Genomic DNA, 15,844 nt, shown 5'->3' on the forward strand with positions numbered 1-15,844 from the left:
GAAGTACACCTGGCTGCCCTTGAGTGCCTATCTCTCGTTTGAACGTCTACATGAAGAGGTACACCGCTTACTCGGTGGTTACGGAACTGATCACGCGATTAATTTTGAATAGGCACTTACCTCAAAACTAACATCGATTCGGAAGCGTGCAATTTGCCTTTTATTAAGACCCCTTTAAGGCAATATGAATATGCTTACTGTCCACGAAATAGCGCTTTCGTTTACTCTGGTTTGAAATAGATATGGAGTAGAACCATGAACTACCGCCGTCTTGGAACCACCGGTATGAACGTCTCCGCTTTGTGCCTCGGCACTATGACTTATGGCTCACCACAGTGGCGTGAGTGGGTTTTAGAAGAGCAGGCCAGCCGGCCATTTATAAAGCAGGCGCTTGATGCTGGTATCAATTTTTTCGATACCGCTGACATATATTCGCTGGGGGAATCGGAAAGGGTTGTGGGTAAGGCATTGCTGGATTATGCGCAGCGTGAGGATATGGTTATTGCGACGAAAGTGTTCAATCCCATGGGGGAGGGACCGAACAATCGTGGCTTGTCGAGAAAGCACATTATGGCGGCAATCGACAGTTCATTACAGCGGCTAGGAACCGACCACGTTGATCTATATCAGATTCACCGCTGGGACTACAACACGCCTATCGAGGAAACCCTGGAAGCACTGCACGATGTGGTGAAGGCCGGAAAAGCCCGCTATATCGGCGCTTCGTCTATGTACGCGTGGCAGTTTTCCAAAGCCCAGTACACCGCGCAAATGCATGGCTGGACACGCTTCGCCACCATGCAGCCTATGTACAATCTGGTGTACAGGGAAGAGGAGCGTGAAATGTTCCCGCTGTGTATCGATCAGGGCGTCGGCGTTATCCCTTGGAGCCCGTTGGCAAGAGGCATTCTTGCAGGCAAGACCGTGCAGGGTAAAGGCGGTGAAAGTACCCGGGCGAAAACCGACGAAAATACCCGCAAATGGCGCCTGGGCAGCGACATTGATCAACCTGTTATCGAGGCCCTGCGCAAGGTAGCCGTTGAACGAGGTGCAACGATGGCTCAGGTATCTCTAGCCTGGGTGATCTCAAATACTGCGGTCACTGCGCCTATCATTGGCGCCAGCAAACCCGGCCACATTGAAGACGCCATTGCTGCTCTGGAGCTGACGCTTTCGGACGATGAAAAGACGGCTCTCGAAGCCGCCTATGTGCCTCACCAGATCGCCGGCCACAGTTAACACTGCTGGTACAGTCCTGGCCAACTGAATTAGAACGGCAGAGTCAGCACCGCACAAAGCAGACTGCAAAAGATCAGCGCGGATAACGAGTATTTCAGACTCCATTCCCATGCGGCCCGATTCGCGCTATAGCCCGTGCAGCGCTCCAGCAGTAGCGAATTGGCGGAATAGGGCGTACCAGCAATGGTAATCCCCCAACCGGTTATCATACCCAAACCCAATCCCAGTAAACCGTAATCAGGCCAGATCGGCCCAAGAATACTGCCAGCAAGTGTCCCGGAAATAATCGGATTAATGCCTACGGCGCCGCCAGCAAAGAACAGCCAAGGCACCGCAATCGCTACCAGGGGATAAGCCCATATCGGCAAGCTGAAATCCATACCCAGCCAGGTCATTGCGAAGACTCCGATGATGCCGCCCAGGTAAGAAGATCCACCCATAATGACCAGCTCGTTATTCATAGGTGCCAGCGAGGGCATGTCAACAACGCCATCCACGAGCCGACGATAAGCCAGACCAATAATCACGACTGATAGGCAACTGAGAGTGACGGCCTGGGAATAGACCAAACCGGCCCGGGCGCTGAGAGTAAAAGCCGCGAGGCAGATCAGGACGATAATAGCTACAAACCGGAGCCAGGGGAAAAACGCGGATTCATGGTCATCGGACAGGACGGCCACTTCGGCTCGGGCTGGCTCCTGCTCTCTTGCTAAAGCGCCCGCCAGCAGAAAGAGAATGGCCACTGGCAAACCCACGGCGATCAATTTCCAGCTCGGCAGGCCCGGCAGGAACGTAACAGTCATTACGATTGCGATCGACAACGGTGAAGCCATGGGCGAGGCACCGAAACCACGCACCACTGCTCTTGAGGCATTGCGCCCAAGCGCACTGTCACCCTGTTCCCTGATCTGTACGCCGATCATGGTGGCGACCACGCCTACTGCTCCGAAATTCAGGGGTATCGACAGCAAGGCGGTACCAATCGTCATTCCCAGATACCGGACGAGGGAGTTGCCCGCAAACAAACCGCTGGCAATGATCTTCAGGTCATTGGACTGCCCCATGACGGCGGATAAAAGCATAACGGTGATGATGAGGGAGCCGATGCGTGCCATGTTGCCCGTGGCCCTGGGCAAAGCTGAAGGTTCAAATACGAGCGCTGCCAGTGTCAGCAAGATGATCAGTGAAAATAACACCTTGCCTATTAGGCGCAGGTTGCCCCAGCCCAACACAATAGCCAAGCAGGCAAACACGGTGGCGGCCACTGTATGACCGGGAATAAACGTGGCAACACCCGCACCCAGAGCAAGATAAGCCAGGATGGAGCGGGGCCAGGTCATGCTGCCCGGACACAACAAAGACTTCATACTACCGACATTCCGTATCGCCCCGCGCCATCTGTTGTGATCGTCTGGCTTGTCCGCCACACGCTTTCAGGCAAGGGGAAAAAGCCGCGCGCCGGTCAGGGCCTGCACTTCCTCAAATGTATTATCACCGAACAATTCCACCACCTGAAGCCCATCCGGAGTGACATCAATCACCGCAAGGTCCGTAAAGATCCGCCTTACCACACCGGTGCCGGTTAGTGGATAGGTGCACTCTTCAAGAATCTTGGGCTCCTCATCTCGAGTGGTATGGCGCATCACTACGAACAGTTTACGGGCGCCAACAGCAAGGTCCATGGCACCCCCAACGGCTGGGGGAAACTTGTCATTGTCAGTAGCCCAGTTTGCCAGATCACCCAGGACAGACACCTGGAAAGCACCCAGCACGGCGATGTCTAGGTGTCCCCCGCGCATGATCGCGAACGACTCCGCGTTATCAAAATAGCAGCCACCTGGCAGCAGAGTTACATACTGCTTACTTGCGTTGATCAGGTTAGGGTTTTCTTCACCCCGCGCTGGCGCCGGACCGACGGCGAGGATGCCGTTCTCACTGTGATAAATAACCTGTTTGTCACCAGAAACATAATTTGAAACCTTAGAGGGCATACCGATTCCCAAATTGACGTAGGCACCGTCGGGTATATCCTGGGCGACACGCTCCGCCATCTGTTCGGGGTTAAGCCTGAGCATGTTGCGCCTCCTCTATCACCAATCGGTCAACGAAAATGCCAGGTGTTACCACATGCTCGGGATTCAGCCCACCGATCTCGACAACGGAATTCACCTCAACGATTGTCACACGAGCCGCACTCGCCATCATCGGGTTAAAATTTCGCCCGGCGGTGTCGTAGATCAAGTTCCCCCATGGATCACCACACTCGGCCCGCACCAGTGCAAAATCGGCTGGCAGAGGTAATTCAAGGACAAAACCCTTGCCATCAATAACTTTGGTTTCCTTGCCTTCAGCCAGCTTGGTGCCAAAGCCCGTGGGTGTTAGGAAACCTCCTATTCCAGCCCCAGCAATCCGAATACGTTCACTCAAAGTGCCCTGGGGCACCAGTTCAAGTTCTACAGAGCCCTCTTCAAAGCGTTTCTCAAACCATATAGAGCCAGCTGAGCGGGGGAAGGAGCATACTATCTTGCTTACCATTTCGTCTCTCAATAGGGAAGCAATACCCTCCTCCCCCACACCGGCATTGTTCGAGATAATAGTGAGCCCTTTGGCACCATGTTGGCGCAGCGCTTCTATCAGTTTCAGTGGTATCCCCGAACTGCCAAAACCACCGATCATGACTACCGCTCCGTCAGGAATATCCGCCACGGCATTTTTGAATGAGCTCACTCGCTTATCAATCACAACAAATCCCCTTTGTCAGAAACCGGGTTAGCGATAAAGCCACCTCTCATAGCTTTACGGTTCAGAGGTTTCTTCGCAGCATACATCATCGCTATCACCCCCAGTCCCGCGAGTTCGGAGATCAGATCCGGATAGATCATCAAGCCACCAGCGACCAACGCCATGACCCTCAAGGGCCAAGCAATAATTCCCACCCGATATAGATAGCCTTCCATCGCAGAGGCAATCAGCCAGATCGCGGTAATTGCAGTCACTGTCGACATTAGGATCCTTGAAATATCTCCCTGCATGATCAGAGACGGATTCAATACGAACAGGAACGGCAGAATGAAGAGAATGCCACCCAGGCGCATGGAATAAAGGCCAGTCTTTGTAGCATTCGCACCAGCAACACCGGCAGCCGTTATCGCGGCCAGAGAGACAGGTGGTGTAATGTAGGACAACATTCCCCAGTACAAAATAAATAAATGGCTTGCTAATGGATTCAGCCCGGCATTAACCAGAGCTGGCGCCAGCAGGATAGATAGGAAGATATAACAAGCGCTGACGGTCATACCCATCCCGAGAATAAAGCTAGTCACCGCACCAGCCGCCAGCATCAGAGGGATGCTGCCATCAGCATAAAGCAACAGTTCTCGGGAAAACGCTCCCGCTACTCCAGTGTAAGAAAGCCCACCAACCACTAGACCTATGCCGGCTAGAATGGCCACTAGGTTAGCCACATTGGTGGTTAAGTCCTGTATAAACAACTTTGCTCGGGTAAAATTCATTCGATACTTCCGTTTAAAAAGGGAAACACCGAGCAACACTAAAGAGGCATAATAAGGTGCATAAGCCTCAAGCCGCATAACCAGAAGCATGTAGACCAGCATGCCAAGGGCAAACAGGTAGGGCCACCCTTCTTTAAGGGTTTCCTTAAGACTGGGAATCTGGTCGTTCGGCAACCCCTTCAAACCACGTTTTGCAGCGTAGTTATCTACCTGAAAAAGCAAAGCTAGATAGAACAGCAGCGCGGGAAGAAATGCCGCAATCATGATTTCGGCATAAGCCACGCCCAGGAAAGACGCCATAATAAACGCCACCGCCCCCATAACCGGGGGCATTAAAGTGCCACCAGTAGACGCGCACGCCTCAACCGCTGCTGCATAGTGGGCCGGGTAACCCGTCTTTTTCATGGTAGGAATTGTAATAGGCCCGGTGGTGAGAATGTTTGAAATTACACTGCCAGAAAGACTACCCAGAATACCGCTGGACAAGACGGACACTTTAGCCGGCCCACCGCGGCTCCGACCCATCAGGGCGGTGGCAAACTTCATAAAGAACTCGCCACCACCGGTTATGGTCAGTGCAGCGCCAAATACCACGAACCCTATGACCAGTTGCGCCACCACCTGCATCGGAATACCGATAACACTCTCCACACCAATAACGTGGGCGCGAATAATCTCGGTCAATGTATATTCATTGCCCCACAAGAACCCGGGCATACTTCCGGCATAGAGCGGATAGGTGCCAAAGAACAAAGAAACGAACAGCAACGGCCATCCTCCGCACCTGCGAACACCTTCAAGAATTATCACTAACAGTACGGCTGACGATATTGTTGCTAAAACCGGGGCCTCAAACTCCCAGCCCTGTTGAATCATGATCAGCCCATAAAACCCCAGGTATCCACAGGAAATAAGGGCCAATAGCCCTAATACCCAGTCATACCAGGGTACTTTCTGACTAGCACCAGCCCAGGCGGGGAAGCACAAAAATGCTGCGGCCAAGAAGATGCCGATCAAATAGTAGAGATAGGAATTACCTAGTGGCTGAAACCCAAGTATGGATAGGTTGAAGGTCTGGTTGATAGCCATCAACAACCCCAAACTACCCAGAACAAGTACACCCCAGTAACCAGCGCCTTTCAGCCGGCCTTGGCCGGAATCAACTGGAATTGGCTGTGAAGCCTGGGCAGTGTTGCCCGGAGAATAAGCCATGACAGACCCCGAAAAATACGAAGTAAAGTGACGCAAGCAAAGCCGCCACTTTATTCAAACAAATGAGAAGCCGTTAGAGTGATTCAATCGCCTGGGAACGGTGCTTTTCCCAAATTTCTGCAAATTCGTCGTCACTTTTGCCTTCACCCTCTTCCATAGCTTTTGGCCATGCATCCAGCAGAGCGTTGAGACGCTCTGTGCGAGCATCGTTCCAGGCCTGAGCTTCCTCGGTCCAGATGCCGATTTCTTTCAGGTAGCGGATGGCACCTTCGTGGAAAGGAACGTCCATCGGGGGCGTGCCAGACTGTTTGATTTCCCACCGAGGCATCGCTGCTGTCGCATCCTTGTACATCGAGTAGGTCTCATCCACTGCTTTTAACATGTTGTAAACTTTGTCCGCATCTTCATCGGCACGGACTACTAGTACCGGATAACGATAGGAGACTATGTCCACCGGATTCTCTTCACTGATGCCAGCACCAATTGTCTCGGTATAAGGGGCTAGGAATGGCGCTACTTCGTTCAGCTTTGCCCAGCTTTCTTCATCATCCTTGGGCACTTCCAGCCAACGAATGCCTCGTGGGGATTCAGCCAGTTCATAAACATGGCTTGTCGTGGTAGTGGTGCAAGATGCATCTGCCTCACCACGAGCTAGGGAACTCATGGCACTAAGAGAGGTTGGAAACATAACCGCTTCGAGATCATCCCGAGTCAAGCCAGCGAAAGTCAAAAACGCATCGCATTTCACGTTGATAGAAGGGTTACCTGCTCCGTATGCGAAACGCTTTCCCTTAAGATCTTCCAGTGTCTCTATATCAGCGTCTCTTGCGGTGAAAATACCAAGAGAAGAGGGCCGTCCTGCCAAACCCCGAAGGTCTTGCGGCCCCCAGCGCCGAGTGGAGAAGTCATAGACGCCCTCGGCCGCAAAAAAGGTTTCTGTTGCCAAAAAGCCGACATCAGCGCGACCACTTAATAATGGCTGCAGACGACCGATTGCTGAGCCGGATGGCTGAATCCTGATACGAGTGCCGTATTTTTTTCCGAAAGCATCAGCAATAGCAGATGCTTCAGCATAACCTGCAGAGCCTACATCGTAGGCAGACCATGTCAGGGTATCAGGGAGTTCAACCTCAGCTGAAGCTGGCGCACTTACACCCAGTACCATTGCTGTAGCGAGAGGGAAGAACAATCTTGCAGATCGAGGTGTCATCGCGAGTCTCCAAACCGTTGTAGTTGTAATTTATTAAAAAAATACTGGTTTATGACATAGTTTGTGCATGCCATTGCAAGCAGATTAGCAACAGTTAGATAAATAGCTTGACCAAGCTAAACCGGCTAACTCAATCAGTCAAAGCCTTTTCTATAAACACACAAACAACTATTTTATATTATATATGCTTTTTTTTTATACCAAATATTACCTTCCTCACACATGCTTCAATTGGAATGGGCGCACGACCTCACATATAGTGCTTAATACATCAATGATGGTAGGAACAGTGATATCTGGGGGAAGAACATCAATAATGCCAATACTACGGCTTCCGCTGCCAGAAACCATAAAGTCCCCCGCACAATAGTACTGAACGGGACAGAGGACCCCACGCCAGCACTTACCACAAAGAGATTGAGCCCTATAGGAGGTGTCAAAAGACCTATTTCAATAAACTTGACTACCAATACACCAAACCAGATCACATCGATATCAAAGGCGATAACAAACGGTGCTAGTACTGGCAAGGTAACTAGCATCAAACCGATAGGATCCAAAAACATACCGAGAATTATATAAAAAACAGTAACTATTAAAAGGAATATCCATAGCGCTACAGCATAGTCTTCAACCCAAAGGCCAATATTCATAGGAATCTGACTCAGTGTCAGCATTCGGCTAAATAACACGGCACCAATAGCAATAAGAAAGATAGAAGCTGTGCTCTTAACAGTCTCTGACACTGCCTGTCTGAGCGCCGCCCAACTGAAGGTTCGTTGAACAACAGCGGCCAAAATGGCGATAAAGGCACCGAATGCGCCTGCTTCAGTAGCTGTGACGGTGCCGGTATATAAACCGCCCACTACACCAGCAACAATAACCGGCAGTGGCCAAGACTTGACTAGGAGTAACAACTTTTCGGATCGTGTAAAGGACTCACTGGTAACAGGTGCCAATCCGGGGTTAATCTTCACTCGAATAATGATCAGTAATGAGTATGCCACCATAGTTAACAGCCCCGGAATAATACCCGCCATCAATAGCTGGCCAACTGACGCCTCCATAAAGACGGCATAGAGCACAAAAGGTATGCTGGGGGGAATAAACGCCCCAAGTGTTCCAGATGCTGCCACAATACCGGTCGCAAGCCCTGGATCATATTTTGCCCTTAGCATTTCTGGCACTGCGAGCCTCGACATTGCACCCGCCATAGCTACACTTGAACCACTGGCTGCGGCAAAGCCCGCACTAGACACATTAGTCGCAATAGCCAGCCCCCCGGGCAGGAAACTCAGCCAAGCCTTACCAGCATCGAACAACGTGCGGGTAAGCCCGGTATGAAAGGCAATAGCTCCCATTAGTATGAACATAGGAATGGCCGTCAGCGACCAGTGGGCGATGAATTGAAAAGTCGTCGACCCCATCAATGAAAAAGCCGCATCCATTCCACGCAGCGCGAATATACCGGTAAAAGCGGTCATCCCCAGGGAAACACCAATTGGAATTCTCAGGGAAAGCAGCACCAATAGCAGGACAATGCACGACAGACCAATCTGAATATTACTCATTGCCCTGTCTCCCTGAATTCGTTTTCAAGGCGGCTTCCCCAGATTAAGCGGAACAGATAGAGCACAGAAAGCACAGACAAGACAATACCCGCGACGGCAATCCACCGGGAGGGCCATACCGGCAGCTCCAGAAAAATCGCATCGACTGTTTCACTCCGGCTCCAGCTCTTCACCGCCTGTAGGTAGAGGCCGTAGGAGAAGATAGCGAAATATATCGCCATCACGATCAGGCCGATCACCTCGATCACCAGACTTACTTTGCCTTTGAAAAATTGCGCCAGCACGTCTACCCGGATATGCCCATCTTCAGTTGTGCAAGAGAAGATGCCCATAAATACCGCTGCCACCATGTAGTAATAGGTCACCACTTCCATAGTGCCGGGAATGTGCGTGCCAAACACCACTCGCAACAAAACCTCTGCGGTTACATGCAACATCATAAGTACGACAAGCCCTCCTACCACCAAAGCCATCCAATCGCTGAGTTTTTTTAAATATCTGCCCACGACACACCTCTTATCTTGTTGTTATAACGACCTTTCCAATTGAGCGACGCCCTATAACGCAATCAAGTGCCGCTTCAAAATCGGCCAGTGCGTAAACTTCCGGTTGCTTTATGGCAAGGGTGTTATTTTCTGCTTTCCTGAACAGTCCACCCATCATTGCCTTTGTGCGAGCAGCAAATTCATGCCGACGATCTTGCTTTCCCCAACCCACATACTCAGAGAAGTTCACCCCGAACAGGCTAATGTTCTTTACCAGTAGCAGGTTTACCGGAACAGAAGGAATGTCACCACTAGCAAAGCCCAGGGAAAGCACGCTTCCTTCGATAGCCGTGCACCGAATCAGGCGTGCGAATAATTCCCCTCCCACCGGGTCAAAAACAATGTCTGCACCCCTGCCATTGGTGAGCGCCTTAACATTGTTGATGAAATCTCCGCTGGAGTAATCGATAGCATAGGAGGCTCCCGCTGCCAGCGCAGCTTCCAACTTAGGCTGAGAACTCGCAGCAGCAATAACTGTGGCACCTTTGAGTCTGGCCACCTGAACGGCCGCTAGCCCCAATGCGCCGCCAGCCCCTGTCACCAACACTGTTTTGTCGGGACCTACGCCACCGCGCTCCAGAGCCGTTGCGGCGGTACCAAACGACAAGGGTATCGAGACGGCTTTTGCCAGAGGAAAGGCCAAAGGCACGGGATAAACTGTCGCTGGGTCAACCACCACTTCCTCACCGTAGGCTCCTGCATCGACAATTGCGGCCACCGGATCGCCCGGTTTAAACTCCGTGACCCCTTCGTCACATTCCAGAATGTAGCCAGCTACCTCAGTGCCTGGGATGAAAGGAAGTTCCATCTTGCGCTGATACTTGCCGGCCACCATTAACGATATGGCGTAACTGACACTGGCAAAATGAACACCAATCCGCACACATCCCGGTTTCATTGCAGGGGCGGAAACTTCTGCTACCCTAAGATCCGTGTATGAGGAAAACTGTTCACAAATAACTGCACGCATATTAGCCCCCTATATTCAGCTAGCCGGATTGCTGGGCCTGGATACAAACTTCCGACGCCAGAAAGGAGTCGATTTCATTTTGGCTGTAACCATATTCCCGTAATAATTCACAGGTGTGTTGCCCCAGATCTGGCGCCTGAGTGAGTTCCTCTGACTGAAGTTCTGCACCCGGGAAGCGGGGCATGGGGATGTTTCCGAACGCCCCGTGCGCCACCATCGGTATCAGATCAAGGAAGCGGACTTGCGGGTCCTGTTGTAACTCCTGATAACTGTTCAGAGGGCCACACAGCACACCAGCTTCGTTCAGGCGCTCAATCCACTCCGATCGGCTTCGACCAACGAAAACTCCCGCCAACAACCGGTGAACCTCCTCGGCATTGAACTGCCGCGATTCATTATCAGCAAAGCGCGGGTCTTCAGCCCATTCAGGATGCTCAACTGCCTGCGCGAGCGCCGTGAACATTTCATTGCGAAGGCAAACCACGGAAATCATTCCGTCGCTGGTGGCAAAGTTTCCCGAAGGTACCGTGACGTGCTTGTTTCTGGTGCCACCCTGCAAGTGGGACTCGATCAATGGCATCGCCTGAAAGGCAGACGCCGAGCCCAGCAGAGACAGGTCCAGGTGTCGCCCCTGCCCGGTCACTCGCTGTTCATAAATCGCCGCAGCCAGGGCAAAACCGGCATAAAGCCCGGCGATCATGTCCACCGCAAGCATGCCCACCCGTTTCGGCGTTCCCTCTTCGGTCTCATTCATCACCGCCATACCGCTGGCACCTTGCAGAATGCTGTCCGAACCTGGACGCGTGGAGTGGGGTCCGGTGCTGCCAAAACCGGAAATCGATCCGAGAATGATCCCAGGGCGCAATTTCTCCAGTACGGCGTAGCCCACGCCTATTTTGTCCAGCACACCCGGTCGAAAGCTCTCAAGCACCACATCTGATTCGCCTGCCAGCCTTTTGAGGATGTCTGTTCCAACTGGTTTTCTTGCATCGACGCAGATCGCCCGCTTACCCCAGTTTGCAGAGACACTGAGTGAGCTATGCCCCTCGCGGGCAACGCCCATTACGCGCCCCCAGTCCCCCTGAGGCGGCTCGACCTTCAACACCGTGGCGCCCATCATCACCAGCATTTGCGCGGCGTAAGGCCCGGCCAGGCCCTGGCTCATATCCAGTACACGAACCCCGCTAAAGGGTTTGAATTGCGTTAAGCTCTCACTCATTCGTACAACCACCCTGAAAAGAAGAATGCCAGCCACTAGGCCGGCATTCGTGGGGCATTAAAATGCCTTGTCGTAAATTTCCGTCTTCAGATACTCTGCGTATTGCGCTTCCGACAGCGGCTCGTCAGCAAGTAGCTTTTCCCACTTTTCCAGATTCTTCGTGAAGTTCTCGACAATCTGCTCAGCGTTTTCGACACCACGGCCAGTAGCTGTTTCAGCCGCCCGCTTGAGCTGGGACTGCATGAACTCCTCTCGCTGTTGCTTCATAGCATCAGATACTTCAACGAAGTTGGTGCCCTCTTCTTCGGCCAATTTTTTAACTTCGTTTTCCTCATCCTGATAGGCAAATATGGTACGAGCCAGACCAATTGGAGCTGCATCAACTAGAGCCTGTTGTTCCGTCTCACTCATCGCCTGCCAGACAGACTCGCGGATATTCAGCAGCGAGCCACCGAGGAAGGCCCCCATGGGTAACTCCACAACACTGTTGGCTACCTCAAGCAGCGACAGCGACTTGAGCCAGCTGGTAGCGCCGATGACACAATCGAGCTGACTGCGCTCCATGGCTTCATAGGATTCACTGTTCGGAATATTCACCGGCACGCCGCCGATATCGGAAACCCATTTACCGATTTCCTCACCAGCCACCCGCATTCTCATGCCTTCAGGCTCAAACCCGGCGGCAAATTCGTCCTTGCACATGGCTTGGTAGGGTGGCGTCGCATAGCTGGCTAGGAATCTCACATTATGGCTTTCGTACTCGGTCAGGCATTGCGGACAATCATTCAAGATGGTGTCCACCGATGCCGCCGTGGCCACCAGGGAATCCTGATTCCAGAACGATAGATCACTGATAGTGGTATTCGCAGGCACCGAAGTCGGAAAATAAACGGTAACCAGAAAGCCGCCATCGATCATTCCGTCCGTGACAGCAGACAGCATGCCCTTACCGGAAGCGGCCGCTCCAGACGGGAAGAACTTGAAATCGACACTACCATCAGAACGCTGTCGCGCCTCATCAATAAAGGTAGTGATACCTTCACTTGTGGGGTGCTGGGGTGGTAAATAGCTAGCAAAGGTAAGATCTCGGGCCGCGGCACTGGATGAAACGACTAAGCCGGTAAGAAGTACACAGCCAAAGGCTGCAGGAATCAGTCCATATCTATTTTTGTTAGGCATGACTATGTCTCCGAATCACAGGGTTGCACACATAGCTACGATGCTTTAATGTTCGCTGTGCGCACTAAATGTTCTTTATGAGAACACAATTAAGATAAGAGTATTTTTTGACTATTGTCAAAGCATCTTTGTCAGGTATAGAAAAAATGACTAATAGCGGTAATCGAGACGAAAACGACACGGTTACGTCCTTCGCTCGGGGTCTAGACGTGATCCGGGCCTTCGGTGAAGGGGCCTCTCGGCTGACTCTTTCGGATGTAGCTAGGCGTTCAGACATTTCTCGTGCAAGTGCCCGCCGGCTACTTCGTACCTTGTCGGTGTTGGGTTACGCCAGCACGGATGGCAAGTATTTTTGGCTGACACCCAAGATTCTGGACCTGGGGTTTTCGTACCTGTCCTCCATGGAGATCTGGTCGTTCGCCCAGAGTCATATGGAAGAACTTGTACAGAAGGTTCAGGAATCCTGCTCGATTGCGGTACTGCAAGGTTATGACATTTACTATGTGATGCGGGTACCGACCCGACGACTGCTCAAAAGCACATTGAACGTGGGTAGCACTCTGCCTGCCCATGTTGTCTCTTTAGGTCGCATACAGCTGGCGGATCTGTCATCAGAAGATCTCGACCATTACCTGAATACCCAAAAAATCATTCGCTATACACAGTTTACTATCACCGACAAGAAAGAATTGAAGCAGGTGATACTATCGGATGGCGCCAAAGGCTGGTCCATCGTTGACCGTGAGCTTGAGGAAGGTATGTGCGGTATTTCCGTACCCATTCGAAATCGCCACCACAAAGCCATTGCGGCAATCAACCTGACCATGCCTCCGAGCAAGGCGGCAGAACCAGGAGTGCTGGACTACCTACTTAAGGAGTTGCAAAAAACTGCAAGTAGTATCAACACAGAACTTAGAGCCAAAGGGCCCTTAGGCAAAACTGAATGACATCAGCCACGCCCAAAAGCTCTCACAAAGGTATTCACAAAAGGCATAGCTTTTATAGAAAATATGCTTTTCTCCACTGACCTTTATCTTGTTACCGTGGCAGTCTAAACAATGTACTTGATAACTTCGGGAAATCCATGACTACGCCAACAATGACACTGGTCGATGCCATTACGACACGCCGCTCAGTTCGAGGTTTTCTTCCCGACCCGGTAAGTGATGATGTCCTGCAGGAGATCTTCGAGCTGGCCAGAACAGCGCCGTCGAACTGCAACACCCAACCCTGGACCTGCTATATCGCCTCCGGTGAATTCAAGAATCGATTGCGGGATCAGTTTCTGCAACGGCAGAAAGATGGCGTTCTCGGCACGCCCGATTTCGGCTACGTCTCCCAATTTGAAGGCGAATACCGCAAGCGCCAAGTTGAATGCGCAGTTGCCCTGTACAACGAAATGGGGATTGCCCGGGACGACAAGCCAGGGCGTCTTCGGGCAGTGCGTCGTAACTTCGAGTTCTTCGACGCCCCCCACATCCTATTTCTCGGTATGGATCGCAATTTCGGCTCCACCATCGCCCTGGATGTCGGCATCTATGCCCAGACCCTGATGCTGGCAATGAATGCCTATGGCGTGAGCACATGCGCTATGGGCAGCATGCGCGCCTACCCGGACCTGGTCCGCGAGGCTTTCCAGCTTGATGAACAGACCGGGATCCTGTTGGGCATAAGCTTTGGTTATGAAGATCCCGATGTGCCAGCCAACCGCACCCGCACCACTCGGGAACCGTTGTCTGAAACGGTGATTTTCAAGAGCCAGTAGGGGCCTAAAGTGGCCCGCACCTTATCGACATTATGCCTGCTGATGGCCTGTTTCTGTGCCCTTACCCGGGAATTCACCGCCTGGTTCCTTTTCAGCCCTTTGGCCGGTGGCGCCCTCGTACTGTTCACTATCCTGCAATGGCCGGGCATCAACCTGACCTATCGCATTTTTGCCATTCTGGCGCCGAGCCTGGGGCTTTCACTCTGGCTCAACGGGGCCGTCTCCACGGAAATTCTGGGGGACGCGATTGATCGAGGGGCTTTTTTCACCCTGTTCCTGACCTCTTTGGCAGTCCTTCGTGAATCCGCCAGATCGTCCCGACTGGTGCGGCGTTGCGGAACGGTGCTGGTAAATCAGCCGCCGGGGCGTCGTTATCTTTTAATGTCTTTCGGCTCTCACCTGTTCGGCGTGATGTTGAATATCGGCGCACTGAATGTACTAGGCACCATGATACGCCGTGCAATTCGCCCTGGGTCTGATCCCGAAGCCCAGCGCATTGGCGGCATCCGACGCAAACGAATGTTAACGGCCACAATACGTGGTTTTTGCGGGGTTCCGCTCTGGGCGCCTACCTCCGTCACGATGCTGCTGGTATTGTCCGGCATTCCTGACCTGACCTGGGAACAGTACGCGCCGCTCGGCCTGCTCTGGACGCTGCTGTTCATTCTCTGGGGCGCTGTACTGGATCGACTTGCCTACAAACGCCCCAAGGTACAATCGGTCAACGGCGGCAACCTGGCCCATCTGCTTCCGCTGGTGGCCCTGGTCGCGCTGATTCCCAGCCTCGCCTACGTGGTTGCTCAGGTCACCGGACTGGCACTGTTTTCAGCATTGCTGATGTGCGCGCCAATCATAGGCCTGACGTGGATCTGGGTGCAGTACAAAGGCAGACCGTCCCGGATAAAAAGAGGTTTGCTACTCAGGCGTATGGGAAGGTCTTTCCCCGAAACCTTCAACAACCAGCGCAACGAGGTGGTGTTGTTCGTCTCCTCGGGTTTTATCGGGGTAATTCTGATCCCCCTTATCGACCCGGTTGCCGCCAGCGAATTTCTGGCCCGGGCCAGTATCAGCAATGCCACCCTGATGGTCGGCATCTCACTGGTGATGCTGGTTTTTGCCTTCGTCGGTGTGAACGCGATTATTACCGTCACACTGATACTGGGGGCTTTGCAGCAGCTGCCCGACTTGAACATCCTGCCGCAGGTTCAGGCTTCAGTAATTGCCATCACCTGGGCGGTTTTTGCAGGCGCTTCGCCGTTCACCGCGTCTCTGCGCTTTATCTCCGGTTTTGCCGGCATCTCACCCCTACGCTTCGGAATCGAGTGGAACGGGTGGTTCAGTGCCAGTGTGCTGGCAATTATGTATGTAACCCTATACCTGGTGCTTTAACGCCCGGCTTTATCCATCCTTTGTTACAGGAGC

The 15,844-nt window shown here is 52.5% G+C and carries 14 protein-coding genes and 1 pseudogene; 5 read left to right on the forward strand and 10 right to left on the reverse strand.

Features of this window, described 5'->3' with window-relative positions; translation table 11 throughout:
- Together V8L70_RS19615 and V8L70_RS19620 are read left to right on the forward strand one after the other, a co-directional pair.
- A pseudogene (locus V8L70_RS19615) lies at positions 1-112 on the forward strand (IS630-like element ISHsp2 family transposase); the annotation flags it as partial.
- Positions 113-255: 143 nt separating this feature from the next.
- A complete protein-coding gene (locus tag V8L70_RS19620; RefSeq protein WP_336270414.1) occupies positions 256-1,239 on the forward strand; it encodes an aldo/keto reductase in 984 nt (327 codons plus the stop codon).
- A 29-nt stretch (positions 1,240-1,268) separates the two neighbouring features.
- Here the strand turns inward: V8L70_RS19620 and V8L70_RS19625 are convergent, their stop codons facing one another.
- From V8L70_RS19625 to V8L70_RS19670, 10 genes are all read right to left on the reverse strand, one after another.
- On the reverse strand, positions 1,269-2,606 hold the full coding sequence (locus V8L70_RS19625) for a hypothetical protein (RefSeq protein WP_336270416.1): 1,338 nt from the start codon (positions 2,604-2,606) through the stop codon (positions 1,269-1,271).
- A 66-nt stretch (positions 2,607-2,672) separates the two neighbouring features.
- Complete coding sequence (locus tag V8L70_RS19630; RefSeq protein ID WP_336270418.1) at positions 2,673-3,314, reverse strand: 3-oxoacid CoA-transferase subunit B; 642 nt, start codon at positions 3,312-3,314, stop codon at positions 2,673-2,675.
- Complete coding sequence (locus V8L70_RS19635; RefSeq protein WP_336270419.1) at positions 3,301-3,981, reverse strand: 3-oxoacid CoA-transferase subunit A; 681 nt, start codon at positions 3,979-3,981, stop codon at positions 3,301-3,303. The genes V8L70_RS19630 and V8L70_RS19635 overlap by 14 nt, the downstream gene beginning before the upstream one ends.
- On the reverse strand, positions 3,978-5,963 hold the full coding sequence (locus tag V8L70_RS19640) for a TRAP transporter permease (RefSeq protein WP_336270420.1): 1,986 nt from the start codon (positions 5,961-5,963) through the stop codon (positions 3,978-3,980). The genes V8L70_RS19635 and V8L70_RS19640 overlap by 4 nt, the downstream gene beginning before the upstream one ends.
- Positions 5,964-6,036: 73 nt before the next feature.
- The gene (locus tag V8L70_RS19645) at positions 6,037-7,173 is read right to left on the reverse strand and encodes a TAXI family TRAP transporter solute-binding subunit (protein ID WP_336270422.1); all 1,137 of its coding nucleotides are present in this window, start codon (positions 7,171-7,173) and stop codon (positions 6,037-6,039) included.
- A gap of 263 nt (positions 7,174-7,436) precedes the next feature.
- The gene (locus tag V8L70_RS19650; RefSeq protein ID WP_336270424.1) at positions 7,437-8,744 is read right to left on the reverse strand and encodes a TRAP transporter large permease; all 1,308 of its coding nucleotides are present in this window, start codon (positions 8,742-8,744) and stop codon (positions 7,437-7,439) included.
- Positions 8,741-9,184 (reverse strand): TRAP transporter small permease, encoded by a 444-nt coding sequence (locus V8L70_RS19655; RefSeq protein ID WP_336270425.1) that lies wholly within the window; start codon positions 9,182-9,184, stop codon positions 8,741-8,743. Before V8L70_RS19655 ends, V8L70_RS19650 begins: the two co-directional genes overlap by 4 nt.
- A 76-nt stretch (positions 9,185-9,260) precedes the next feature.
- Positions 9,261-10,259 (reverse strand): NADPH:quinone oxidoreductase family protein, encoded by a 999-nt coding sequence (locus tag V8L70_RS19660; protein WP_336270427.1) that lies wholly within the window; start codon positions 10,257-10,259, stop codon positions 9,261-9,263.
- Positions 10,260-10,278: 19 nt separating this feature from the next.
- On the reverse strand, positions 10,279-11,478 hold the full coding sequence (locus V8L70_RS19665) for a CaiB/BaiF CoA transferase family protein (protein WP_336270428.1): 1,200 nt from the start codon (positions 11,476-11,478) through the stop codon (positions 10,279-10,281).
- A 57-nt stretch (positions 11,479-11,535) separates the two neighbouring features.
- Positions 11,536-12,657, reverse strand: coding sequence for a C4-dicarboxylate TRAP transporter substrate-binding protein (locus V8L70_RS19670; protein ID WP_336270430.1), 1,122 nt, complete (start codon positions 12,655-12,657; stop codon positions 11,536-11,538).
- A 107-nt stretch (positions 12,658-12,764) separates the two neighbouring features.
- Here V8L70_RS19670 and V8L70_RS19675 point away from each other — a divergent pair, with 107 nt between their 5' ends.
- The 3 genes from V8L70_RS19675 to V8L70_RS19685 all read left to right on the forward strand — a co-directional run bounded on the left by V8L70_RS19675 (position 12,765) and on the right by V8L70_RS19685 (position 15,811).
- A complete protein-coding gene (locus V8L70_RS19675) occupies positions 12,765-13,604 on the forward strand; it encodes an IclR family transcriptional regulator domain-containing protein (RefSeq protein ID WP_336270432.1) in 840 nt (279 codons plus the stop codon).
- Between the two features lie 137 nt (positions 13,605-13,741).
- A complete protein-coding gene (locus tag V8L70_RS19680) occupies positions 13,742-14,422 on the forward strand; it encodes a nitroreductase (RefSeq protein ID WP_336270433.1) in 681 nt (226 codons plus the stop codon).
- 9 nt (positions 14,423-14,431) lie between these two features.
- Positions 14,432-15,811, forward strand: coding sequence for a hypothetical protein (locus V8L70_RS19685; RefSeq protein ID WP_336270435.1), 1,380 nt, complete (start codon positions 14,432-14,434; stop codon positions 15,809-15,811).
- Positions 15,812-15,844 lie beyond the last annotated feature (33 nt).

Source organism: Vreelandella arctica, assembly GCF_037070215.1.
GTDB lineage: Bacteria > Pseudomonadota > Gammaproteobacteria > Pseudomonadales > Halomonadaceae > Vreelandella > Vreelandella arctica.